This window comes from Marinobacter sp. NSM, assembly GCF_052380025.1.
Lineage (GTDB): Bacteria > Pseudomonadota > Gammaproteobacteria > Pseudomonadales > Oleiphilaceae > Marinobacter.
The window spans coordinates 1-10900 of the sequence record NZ_JBQTCK010000016.1 but is presented as its reverse complement, the minus strand read 5'-3'; the positions used below and the strand labels follow the sequence as shown (position 1 = coordinate 10900).

Genomic DNA, 10900 nt, shown 5'->3' with positions numbered 1-10900 from the left:
AACTAGAGCCCATTGGTTCCAAAATGGGTCAGTCCCCATGCGGGGACAGACCCTTGGGGGACAAACCCCAGAACACCCAAGCCCTGCCCATTTTCGGTTATACTCGCTGCATAAAATCAACAACCGAAGCAGTCGTCATGACCCCTCTTGGAACCGCCTCTGTCGCCGCTCTGCGCCAATACGTTCGCTATGCCGATTCGAAAGGCATCAGCACCTCAGAGTTGTTCAGCAAAGCCGGCCTTGAGCCGAATATTCTCGATACCGATGATGGCCGCCTGACGGGCGAGCAGTTTCAGACGTTTATTCACCTGCTCGCCGAAGCATCCGACAATCCCATCCTTGGCCTGGAAACCGGCGATTTCGTTCAGCCTGGTTCTTACAGTGTGCTTGGCTACATCACCATGAGCTGCGCCACCCTGGGGGAGGCAGTCACCCGAATTGCGCCCTATGAGAAGCTGGTGGGGGATATGGGTACTACTGGCCTTCGGATGAAGGGCGATGAGGTGTCATTGGTGTGGACCTGCAACTTTACCGACCCGGTGGTGTGGCCCCAGTTGGTGGATAACGTATTCGCCTCCTGGATTAACTATGCTCGCTGGCTGGCGGATAGCGAAAACGCCTCTCCAATCCGGGTTGCACTGAAACGCTCTTCGCCCGGCCCTGACTATGAAAGCGCTTATCAGGAGCGCTGGGGCTGCCCGATAGAGTTCGATGCGCCGGAGAATGTGGTGACTATGCCCCAGGATTTACTGGCCACCCGTCTTCGCCAGCCAGACCCCCTGCTACGCAAGACCCTCGAAGCCCATGCACTGTCCCAGCTGGCACTGCTGGATACAGACACCGATCTGACCTCCAGAGTTAAGCAAGGTATCCAGAAGCAACTGGCCAGCGGCGTTACCCGGCAAGACATGATCGCCGAAGACCTGGGCATGACCAGCCGCACCCTGCAACGCAAACTGAGCCAGGAAGGCGTTTCCTACCAGAAGCTACTGGATGATGTGCGCCAGCAGATGGCAGAGGATTATTTGCGGAATACCGAGATGAGTATTCCCGATATCGCGCTGAGGTTGGGGTATAGCGAGACCACGTCGTTTCACCGGAAGTTTAAGGCGGCTACGGGGAAGACGCCTGGGGATTATCGCCGGGGTCTCACAGGGTCTGACCCCAAAGGGGTCTGACCCACTTTTACACAATCCCACTCGTGGTCGGACTGGGGTACTTCAATAGGATCTGTCCCTAAGGGTCTGTCCCCGCACGGGGACTGACCCATTTTGGACCCATGGGCTCAAGCTTGGTGGCAAGGACGGGCAAATGTGGGTCTTAGTCCCAAGGGTCTGTCCCCGCATGGGGACTGACCCATCTTGGAACCAATGGGCTCGTGTTTGGTGGCAAGGACGGGCAAAAGAGGGTCAGTCCCCGTTCGGGGACAGACCCCTAAATAAAGAAGCCAGCTCACAAGAGCTGGCCCGAAAATACTTCGGAAGAAACGGAAGTGCCTGAAAAAAACCGCTAACCCATTGCAGACAGAGGTCGTAGAGCGACGGAGATACTACTCGGCTCCTCCGCCACGGGTGGATGATGCTTGATTCCACAATTGCAGGTTAAGCCCTCGAACTCTTCCTGTCTGTTTGTGATATGTGTCTCGTTGTTACCGTTTGTGTGCGCTACACACCTTCCCGTATCTCGGGTTTGGTTTCGGTAAACCGGCGGGTTTCGTAGGCGTCTACCAAGCCTTGTACGGCAGTCCGCTCCATATCCTGCACCGAGGGCGTGCCGTCCTGGGCGTCGGCGCGGCACAGCACCATGCCGGCTTCCACCGAGATAAAGCCGGCGGTGGTTTTCAGGGCTTTGTGGTTGATGCCATCAAAAATTCTCCGGAACGCGGTGGTGGAGCAGTGGTCGCTGTTCGGGAAGTAGGAGACGATGGCAAACTGGTTGTCGCCTACGCGGCACAGGGCGTCTATGGGGCGAATCAGGGTACTCAGGCGGCGGGCGATGCCGGTGGCCAGTTCGCTCATCACGCTGGGTGGGTGCTTGCGTTTCAGGTCTTGCCAGTTACGAATGCCGCACATCACGTAGGAGGTGGCGCCACCGCGGGATTCCGCGTGCCGCAGGGTTTTCTGCAGGCGCTGGCGGGCATACTTGCTGTTGCACAGGCCGGTTTCCAGGTCGATGATGTTGGTAGATTCCAGCTCCCGGTTGTTTTCGACCAGCAGCGCGTTGGCCCGCAGCAAGGTGTTCTGGCGGTCGGCCATGCGGTCTGCGGCAAAGATGCGGGGTATCAGCTGTTTGGTCATGTCTGACTTGTAGATGAAATCATCCACGCCCCGGTCGAAGGCTTCCGACAGCGCCTCAACGCTTTCCCGGGCGGTGAGCAGGATCACGTAGGTGTAGTGATTGTCTTGCTCGTCCTGCTGGCGCACATGGTCGGTCAGTTGCAACCCGTCCATTTCCGGCATCAGCCAATCGGCAATCAGCACACTGACCTGGCGCTGTTCCATCAGTTTCAGGGCATCGGGTGCGTTGTTGGCAATGCGTATGTCGCGGTAACCGGCGTTTCGCAGGGTGCGGCCGACCACCATACTGCTGAATTTTGCGTCGTCTACTACGAGTATGGGTAGGTCCAGGTTTGGCATCGTTTGTCTACTTCTTACCAGTCCATTGTCAGATGCGGTTCGCCGCGGCTCTTGGTATGCTTTGGCGGTTTCGGAACATCCGGTATTTTTAATGTCGCCACAGTATACCCCTGTGTGGCCTTTGGAGAATAACGACCATGCCTTCTTTTGACATTGTTTCAGAAATTGAGATGCACGAAGTCACCAACGCGGTGGATCAGGCCAAGCGTGATCTGGGTAACCGCTGGGATTTTAAAAATGTGCAGGCGGATATCGAGCTGGAAGACAAGCGCATTACCGTCAGTGCCGAGCAGGAATTCCAGCTGGAGCAGCTGATTGATCTTCTGCGCATGGCCTTCGCCAAACGTAACATTGATGCCCGCGCCCTGGCGGAAGACGGCGAGAGCAAGGCCGGCAAGCTGGTGAAGCAGCATTTTTCCCTTAAGCAGGGCATCGAAACCGATATGGCTAAAAAGATCGTGAAGATGATCAAAGACCAGAAAATGAAGGTTCAGGCCAGTATTCAGGGCGACAAGGTGCGGGTAACCGGCAAGAAGCGGGACGACCTGCAGGAGGCCATTGCCATGCTGCGCGAGGCGGAGCTTGATATTCCGCTGCAGTTTAACAACTTTCGCGATTGAGTCCTGCCGGCCCTGTATGGTTAGGGAGCTGTCTGCCCTGGCGGAGTTTCCTCCTCTACTCGTGCCGGCTTGTCCGGGTGAGCAATGCGGAACAGCAAGGCCGCCAGGATAATGGCCGGAGCGCCAGTTCCGGCGGTGATCAGAAAGAACCCCACCCAGCCCACGTGCTCGGCAAGCAGCCCGGTAAAGCCCGCCGCAAACTGCCCGGGCAGTGTCATCAATGAGCTGAACAACGCGTACTGGGTGGCGGTGTAGGCGGTGTTGGTGAGGCTGGACAGGTAGGCAATAAACACCGAAATGGCCATCCCGCCGGTGACGTTGTCGGCAATGATGGCGGCCACAAGGCCCGGCTGCTGGGGGCCGATGATGGCCAGGCCCGCAAAGGTGAGGTTGGTGGCCGGGGCCATAAAGGCGGTGAATAACAGCATTCGGGCGATGCCAAAACGTGCCACCAGCGCGCCGCCCACCGCGGCTCCGCTCAGAGTCATGATCAAGCCAAACGCCGCGGCAATGTTGGCAATCTGGGACTTGGTAAAGCCAAGGTCCAGATAGAAGGGGTTGGCCATCACCCCCATAAAGATGTCACTGATGCGGAAGGTGGCAATGAACAACAGGATCACCAGCGCCGCTTTGCCATACCGTTGGAAGAAATCCGCGAACGGGCACACAAACGCCCCGATCAGCCAGGCAGTGATGCTCTTGCGGGCGCCGCTGTGTTTGGTGCGGTCCAGATACCCGATAACCCGCGCCTCCATGGCAAAAACGGCAGCGGATTGTCGATTCTTCGGTTCCGCGCTGATCAGAGTGGTGACAATGCCAACCCCCATCAACAATGCCATGGTGCCATAGGCCAGGGACCAGCTGCCGACCGCTGCAATATGCAGGGCGCCTGCGCTGGCCATGAGCATGGCGACCCGGTACCCGGTGACATAGCTGGCGGCCATGCCGCCTTGTTCATGGGGCTCCGCGGCTTCCACGCGATAGGCGTCAACAGAAATATCCTGGGTGGCAGAACCGAGAGCGGCGACCACGGCCCAGAGGGCCACCAGCCACTGTTGCTGGGTTGGGTCCGTCAATGCCATGCCAAGTAACGCGCCTGCGATACTCATCTGGGAAACCAGCATCCAGCTGCGCCGCCACCCCAGCCAACGGGTGAGAAACGGAATGCTGGTGCGATCAACAATCGGCGCCCACAGCACCTTGATCGAGTGGGCCATGCCTACCCAGCTGAGAAAACCAATGGTGGCAAGTTCAACGCCCAGATCCCGAAGCCATGCCGAAAAGGTGCCGCCCACCAGCAACAAGGGCAGCCCGGCTGAGAAGCCAAGGAACAGCATGCCGATAACCCGAGGGTTTCGATAGACTTGAAAGCCTTGCAGGAATTTCACGACAAAACTCTGAGGCATGAACGGCGGTCCGGAGCTGAATGGAATATACGAAGCGGGATTATGCGGAATTAAAACTCAATGGCCAAGTGAGCGAGCTTTAATGACCTGGCGAGCCAAATTGGGGTCAGACCCCAAGACATTTCACCCCATCAAATGTTCTGGGGTCTGACCCCAACTTCAGGAGGAGCAGCTGATGTTGAGGTGTTTGCCCCAGTCTGGCGGCAGGGCGGCGTAGTGTTCGTGCTCGGGTTGGTCGTCGAACGGGTGCTCCAGCACCTTTAACAGCGCTTTCAGGGGCGCGTAGTCGCCGTTCTGGGCTTCCATGATGACTTGCTGGGCCAGGTAGTTGCGCAGGATGTATTTTGGGTTCACCTGGCGCATGGCGTATTCCCGTTCGTCGTGGGCGCGGGTTTCGGTTTGCAGGCGGGCCTCGTAACGTTCGAGCCATTCGTCGGCCACGCTTCTGTCTGCAAACAGATCCCGCACCGGGGCGTTGCCGTGACGGTGCAGGTTGGAGATGCCCCGGAAAAAGCGTGTGTAGTCCACCCGGTGTTCATGCAGCATGCTGAAGGTGTCCATAATCAGGCTCATGTCTGAGTCGTCGGTTTCCTCCAGCCCCAGTTTTGCCCTCATGTTGTTCTTAAAATGTTCGTTATAGGTGGTTTCGTACCGGCGCAGGCCGCGGCGCACGTGGTCCTCATCTAGGATTGGCAGCAGGGCGTTGGCCAGGTACTGGCAATTCACAAAGCCAGTCTGGGGCTGCCGGTTGTAGGCGTAACGGCCGCCCTCGTCGGTGTGGTTGCAGATGAAGCCAGCGTCGAAATCGTCCAGGAAGGCGTAGGGGCCGTAGTCGAAGGTGTCGCCGATGATGGACATGTTGTCGCTGTTCATCACGCCGTGGCAGAAGCCGACCGCCTGCCAGTCAGCGATCAGCCGGGCGGTGCGTTCCACCACCTCTTCAAACCAGCGTTGGTGGCGTTGTTCATCCGGCAGGCTGATCAGGTGCGGGAAGTGCAGGGTGATCACGTGTTCCAGCAGGGTTTTCAGTGCCTCGGGGCCTTCATGGTGGGCGGCGAATTCGAAGTGGCCGAAACGGATATGACTTTGCGCCACTCGCATCAAGGCGGCGGCGGTTTCGATGGATTCCCGGCGCACAGGATCTTTCGCGCTGATCATAAACAGGGCGCGGGTGGTAGGAATGCCAATACCGTGCATGGCTTCCGAGCACAAGTATTCGCGAATTGTGGAGCGCAGCACTGCCCGGCCGTCGCCAAAGCGGGAATAGGGCGTGGTGCCTGCCCCTTTCAGGTGCCAGTCCCAACGGGTGCCGTCCGGCGCCACGGTTTCCCACAGTAACAGCCCCCGGCCATCGCCCAGTTCCGGGTTGTACACACCAAACTGGTGCCCGGTGTATTTCATGGCCACCGGGTCCATGCCTTCCAGCAGTTCCGCCCCGGCACCCACGCCGGCCCACTCGGCCTCATCCTGAACATGAAACCCCATCTGCGCCGCCAGTTTGTGGTTAAAACACACCATCGACGGCTGCGACAAAGGCGTCGGCTTCACCCGCGTATAAAAGCTGTCTGGCAACTCCAGATAACGGTGTTCCACCTTGAAAGCATTCGTGCTCATAGTCTGGCCTGGTTCTTGAATCTAATTTGGGGTCAGACCCCAGAACATTTCGTCCCATCAAATGTCTTGGGGTCTGACCCCAGTTACATTGCAGAGCGGGGTGGGCAAATGCAACCACACATGATTGTTTTTACGGATCTGGATGGCACCTTGCTGGACCACGACAGTTATAGCTGGCGGGCGGCGAAGCCGGCGATGGCGCGGTTGGCGGCCAATGGCATTCCGCTGATTTTCAACTCCAGCAAAACCGCGGCGGAGATCAGTGAGCTGCAAAGCAGGATGGGCCTGCGGGCGCCGTTTATTGCTGAAAACGGCGCGGCGGTGGTGATTCCGTCCGGTTGCCTGGGCAATGCGGAGGAAGAGGTGGTCCATGTTGGAACATCCTATGAGGAGGTTGTTCGCACCCTTTTGGTGCAGAGGGAATCCGGTGCACAGTTTCGGAGCTTTGATGACCTGTCTGCAGCGGAGGTGGCGGCGCTAACCCGGTTGTCGGTGGCGGAAGCGACCCGCGCCAAACAGCGGTTGGCAACGGTGCCTTTGGTGTGGGATGGCACGGAAGACGAACTGGCGCAATTCCGCGCGGCGCTTGAGCTTGGAGGTTTGCGGTTGGTGCAGGGCGGGCGATTTTGGCATGCCATGGGGACGTTTGATAAAGCCGAGGGGGCCCGGTTCTTGCTGAAGCGTTACCAGGAGCACTACGGCGATGAGCCCATTGTAACCATCGCGCTGGGGGACAGCCCCAATGACCAGTGCATGCTGGAGGCTGCCGACGTACCGGTGGTAATTCGTGGAGTGAACAGTGATCAGGTTCAACTGCCGTCATCACGGCACGCCATGCGCTCCCTCAAACCCGGCCCGGAGGGTTGGAATGAATGCGTGCTCAACGTGTTGTTTGAGTACGGCTACCAGTAAAGGAGGAGCCGCCATGGGCGACTTTTACCAGAACGGCATTATCACCACCCTGCACAACCTTGTGCGTCGCCCCGTGGAAGACATCGAAGCGGACCTGATGAGCTTTCGCAAAGCCCGGCCAATGTCGCTGGTGCTGCCCTCGCTGTACTCGGAGCTTGAAGGGCCTGCGCTTAAAAATATCGTCCAGGAGCTGACCAGGGTGCCTTACCTGGATGAGATTGTGATTGGCCTGGACCGCGCCGATGAAGCGCAATACCGCCATGCCCTGGAGTATTTCTCTGAACTGCCGCAATCGTTCAAAGTGCTCTGGAACGACGGCCCCCGGCTGCGTGCCCTCGATATGAAACTGCGAGAGCAAGGCCTGGCACCGACCGAGATGGGTAAGGGCCGAAACGTGTGGTACTGCTTTGGCTATGTGCTGGCCTCGGGCGTGAGTAAATCCGTGGCGCTGCACGATTGCGACATCCTGACCTATTCCCGGGATCTGCTCGCCCGGTTGATCTACCCCGTGGCCAACCCCGGTTTTAACTATATGTTCTGCAAAGGTTATTACGCACGGGTGGCGGATGGCAGCATGAACGGCCGGGTTAGCCGCCTGCTGGTCACCCCGCTGATTCGCGCACTTAAAAAAGTGTGTGGGCCGAACGATTTTCTGGATTACCTGGACAGCTACCGCTACCCGCTGGCGGGCGAGTTCTCCTTCCGCACCGATGTCATCAACGACCTGCGCATCCCCAGCGACTGGGGCCTGGAAATTGGCGTACTGTCTGAGATGAAGCGCAACTACGCCACCAACCGTTTGTGCCAGGTGGACGTGGCCGATGTGTATGACCACAAACACCAGGATCTGTCACCGGAAGACGCCAGCAGAGGGCTGTCCAAGATGAGCGTGGACATCTCGAAGGCGCTGTTCCGCAAGCTGGCTACCAATGGTGAGATCTTCTCCAACGAGAAATTCCGCACGATCAAGGCCAGCTACTTCCGCATTGCCCTGGATTTTGTGGAGACTTATCAGAACGATGCAATCATCAATGGCCTGGGCTTTGATCGTCATAAGGAAGAAAAGGCCGTGGAGTTGTTCGCGCAAAACGTGATGCGCGCCGGCGCCTATTTCCTCGACAACCCTATGGACACACCGTTCATCCCGAGCTGGAACCGGGTAACCAGTGCCATTCCGGACATCCGGGAGCAGTTGTTGGAAGCGGTGGAATTGGATAACCAGGAGTTCAGGCCATGAGCCAGACCCTGAACAGCAAACTGGTGGCCATGCTGGAAGTGGTTTATCCGGCGGTGGACTGTGGCTTTGTGGCAGAGCAGTTGATGGATGCCATGGCCCTGGCGCCCGATGCCGAGGCCCCGCCGGCGCACCAGAACCATTGGGACCAATCGGACATTGTGGTGATCACCTATGCCGATACCGTTCAGCTGCCAGATGAAAAGCCATTGGTGACTCTGAAGCGTTTTCTGGATGACAGCCTGCGGGATGTCATCAGCGCCGTGCATATCCTGCCGTTTTTTCCGTACAGCTCGGACGACGGCTTCTCGGTGATGGATTACCTGGCGGTAAACGAGTCCCACGGTGGCTGGGACGACATCGAAGCCATCGCCGAGGACTATAAGCTGATGGCAGACCTGGTGATCAACCATATGTCGGCCCGCAGCCGCTGGTTCGAGAATTTTCGCAAGCGGGTCGGGCCGGGAAAGGACTATTTTTACGAGGGTAACCCGAAAGACGACTTGAGCATGGTGGTGCGGCCCCGCACGTCACCGTTGCTCACCCCGGTACAGACCGACGATGGCGAGCGCCATGTGTGGTGCACCTTCAGTGAGGATCAGGTGGACCTGAACTTCGCCAATCCGGAAGTTCTGATTGAATTTGCCGGCATTATTCGTGAATACCTGGCGCGGGGCGTGAGAATTTTCCGGCTGGATGCGGTGGCGTTTCTCTGGAAAGAGCCGGGCACGCCCTGCATTCACCTGCAGCAGACTCACGAGCTGATCAAGATCTTGCGCCTGCTGATTGAGCATCACACCCCCGATGCAGTGGTGATCACCGAAACCAACGTACCCAACCGGGAGAACCTGACTTACTTCGGCAACGCCAACGAAGCCCATGCCATCTACAACTTCTCACTGCCGCCGCTGTTGATCAACACCCTGGTCACGGGCAATTGTCGACACCTGAAAACCTGGCTGATGAGCATGCCGCCGGCGCAGATGGGCACCACCTACCTGAACTTCATCGCTTCCCACGATGGCGTTGGCCTGCGGCCCACCGACGGCCTGCTGGACGAGGACGAGAAGCAGCGGCTGATCAACACGATGGAATCCTTCGGGGGCAAGGTGTCCTACCGCCGCACCGCCGACGGCCGCGACCAGCCCTATGAAATGAACATTGCCCTGTGGGACGCCCTGAAAGGCACCGCCGAGGGCGGGACCGACCATTGGCAGCTTCAGCGGTTCGTATGCGCGCACACGATTATGCTGGCATTGGAGGGTATTCCGGCCTTCTACATCCATAGCCTGCTGGCCACCGAAAACGACCACGCCCGGGTAGAACACACCGGCCGCTTCCGCTCCATCAACCGTGGCCAGTGGCAGCTGGATAATGTGGAAGCCGCCCTGGCGGACCCACTCAGCCACCACAGCAAAGCCTTCACCGAACTTAAGCGCCTGATCGCTATACGCCGCGCCCAGCCCGCCTTCCACCCCAACGCGACCCAGTTTACCCTTCATCTGGGCCTGCAACTGTTCGGCTTCTGGCGCCAAAGCATGCGCCGGGAGCAATCCATCTTCTGCATCCACAACATAAGCGACGAAGTGCAGCAAGTGGCCCTCAGCGACATCAACCTCATCGGCACCGACCAATGGACCGACCTGATCTCCGGCATGGCCATCGACGACCAGGCCGGTGTGCTCACCCTCAAACCCTACCAGAGCGTCTGGCTCTCCAATTAAATTGGGGTCAGACCCCCGGACATTTGATGGGGTGAAATGTCTTGGGGTCTGACCCCAAAAATGCGGAGTGGTTGGTTTGTAATCTGAAGTGGGGTAGTTATAATCGGTTGGGCTCAGGATGAGTGAGTTACAAACCACTATTCTTCAGGGACCGAAGTCATGCCCCAGGCAAGCGGATTGCAGTTCACCGCCCGTGTAGGCGAATTCCCCTCAGATCACTTTTCGGTAGTTGGCTTTAAGCTGGCCGAAGAGCTGTCTTCCTTGTTTCATGGCCGGTTAGAACTGGCGAGCACCGACCCCGATGTGGCCGCTGCTGACGTTCTGGAACAACCGGTGGACCTGGTAGTCTGGCAAGACGGCCAACCCCTGCGGCGTTTCACCGGCGTAGTGAACGAATTCGTCCGGGGCAACACCGGCCACCGCCGCACCGCCTACGAAGTGGTCATCCAGCCCCCGGCCTGGCGCCAGGGCCTGATGCACAACAGCCGCATCTTCCAGACCCAGACCACCGACGCCATCGTTCGCACCCTGCTGGAAGAGCGGGGCATCATTGATACGGTCTTTGACTTCAAGCGCCCCCCGGCAGAACGGGAATACTGCGTCCAACACCGGGAAAGCGACCTGCAGTTCATCAACCGCCTGGCCGCCGAAGAAGGCTGGCATTACCGTTACCAGCACGGCAGCGTGGACGGCGAAGAGCAACCGGCCCTGATCATCGCCGACCACCACGGCGACGCCCCCAAACTGGACCCGG

General features: G+C 58.5%; 9 protein-coding genes. 6 read left to right on the top strand and 3 right to left on the bottom strand.

Translation table 11 applies throughout. The features are described from left to right. The first annotated feature begins 137 nt into the window (after positions 1 to 137). The gene (locus ACTZWX_RS17725; RefSeq protein ID WP_444715045.1) at positions 138 to 1178 is read left to right on the top strand and encodes an AraC family transcriptional regulator; all 1041 of its coding nucleotides are present in this window, start codon (positions 138 to 140) and stop codon (positions 1176 to 1178) included. Between the two features lie 486 nt (positions 1179 to 1664). On the opposite strand, the gene ACTZWX_RS17720 is transcribed toward ACTZWX_RS17725, so the two are convergent. Beyond that, positions 1665 to 2636, bottom strand: coding sequence for a response regulator (locus ACTZWX_RS17720; protein WP_444715044.1), 972 nt, complete (start codon positions 2634 to 2636; stop codon positions 1665 to 1667). A 137-nt stretch (positions 2637 to 2773) separates the two neighbouring features. On the opposite strand from ACTZWX_RS17720, the gene ACTZWX_RS17715 reads away from it, so the two are divergent. Continuing rightward, complete coding sequence (locus ACTZWX_RS17715) at positions 2774 to 3256, top strand: YajQ family cyclic di-GMP-binding protein (protein ID WP_058092389.1); 483 nt, start codon at positions 2774 to 2776, stop codon at positions 3254 to 3256. A 20-nt stretch (positions 3257 to 3276) separates the two neighbouring features. Here the strand turns inward: ACTZWX_RS17715 and ACTZWX_RS17710 are convergent, their stop codons facing one another. Both ACTZWX_RS17710 and ACTZWX_RS17705 read right to left on the bottom strand, forming a co-directional pair. Beyond that, positions 3277 to 4662, bottom strand: coding sequence for an AmpG family muropeptide MFS transporter (locus ACTZWX_RS17710; protein ID WP_444715043.1), 1386 nt, complete (start codon positions 4660 to 4662; stop codon positions 3277 to 3279). 159 nt (positions 4663 to 4821) lie between these two features. Further along, a complete protein-coding gene (locus ACTZWX_RS17705) occupies positions 4822 to 6276 on the bottom strand; it encodes a protein adenylyltransferase SelO (RefSeq protein WP_444715042.1) in 1455 nt (484 codons plus the stop codon). Positions 6277 to 6396: 120 nt separating this feature from the next. On the opposite strand from ACTZWX_RS17705, the gene ACTZWX_RS17700 reads away from it, so the two are divergent. From ACTZWX_RS17700 to vgrG, 4 genes are all read left to right on the top strand, one after another. After that, complete coding sequence (locus ACTZWX_RS17700) at positions 6397 to 7188, top strand: HAD-IIB family hydrolase (protein ID WP_444715041.1); 792 nt, start codon at positions 6397 to 6399, stop codon at positions 7186 to 7188. A gap of 13 nt (positions 7189 to 7201) precedes the next feature. Then, positions 7202 to 8425: a glycosyl transferase gene (locus ACTZWX_RS17695; RefSeq protein WP_444715040.1), complete on the top strand. Its 1224-nt coding sequence runs from the start codon at positions 7202 to 7204 to the stop codon at positions 8423 to 8425. Next, positions 8422 to 10146, top strand: coding sequence for a sugar phosphorylase (locus ACTZWX_RS17690; protein WP_444715039.1), 1725 nt, complete (start codon positions 8422 to 8424; stop codon positions 10144 to 10146). Before ACTZWX_RS17695 ends, ACTZWX_RS17690 begins: the two co-directional genes overlap by 4 nt. 159 nt (positions 10147 to 10305) lie before the next feature. Then, on the top strand, positions 10306 to 10900 hold a 595-nt coding region (gene vgrG / locus ACTZWX_RS17685), incomplete at its 3' end, for a type VI secretion system tip protein VgrG (protein ID WP_444715038.1).

Bases quoted from the DNA above. Each gene is read 5' to 3' on its own strand.
- ACTZWX_RS17725 (WP_444715045.1), top strand. From the start codon at position 138: ATGACCCCTCTTGGAACCGCCTCTGTCGCCGCTCTGCGCCAATACGTT.
- ACTZWX_RS17720 (WP_444715044.1), bottom strand. From the start codon at position 2,636: ATGCCAAACCTGGACCTACCCATACTCGTAGTAGACGACGCAAAATTC.
- ACTZWX_RS17715 (WP_058092389.1), top strand. From the start codon at position 2,774: ATGCCTTCTTTTGACATTGTTTCAGAAATTGAGATGCACGAAGTCACC.
- ACTZWX_RS17710 (WP_444715043.1), bottom strand. From the start codon at position 4,662: ATGCCTCAGAGTTTTGTCGTGAAATTCCTGCAAGGCTTTCAAGTCTAT.
- ACTZWX_RS17705 (WP_444715042.1), bottom strand. From the start codon at position 6,276: ATGAGCACGAATGCTTTCAAGGTGGAACACCGTTATCTGGAGTTGCCA.
- ACTZWX_RS17700 (WP_444715041.1), top strand. From the start codon at position 6,397: ATGATTGTTTTTACGGATCTGGATGGCACCTTGCTGGACCACGACAGT.
- ACTZWX_RS17695 (WP_444715040.1), top strand. From the start codon at position 7,202: ATGGGCGACTTTTACCAGAACGGCATTATCACCACCCTGCACAACCTT.
- ACTZWX_RS17690 (WP_444715039.1), top strand. From the start codon at position 8,422: ATGAGCCAGACCCTGAACAGCAAACTGGTGGCCATGCTGGAAGTGGTT.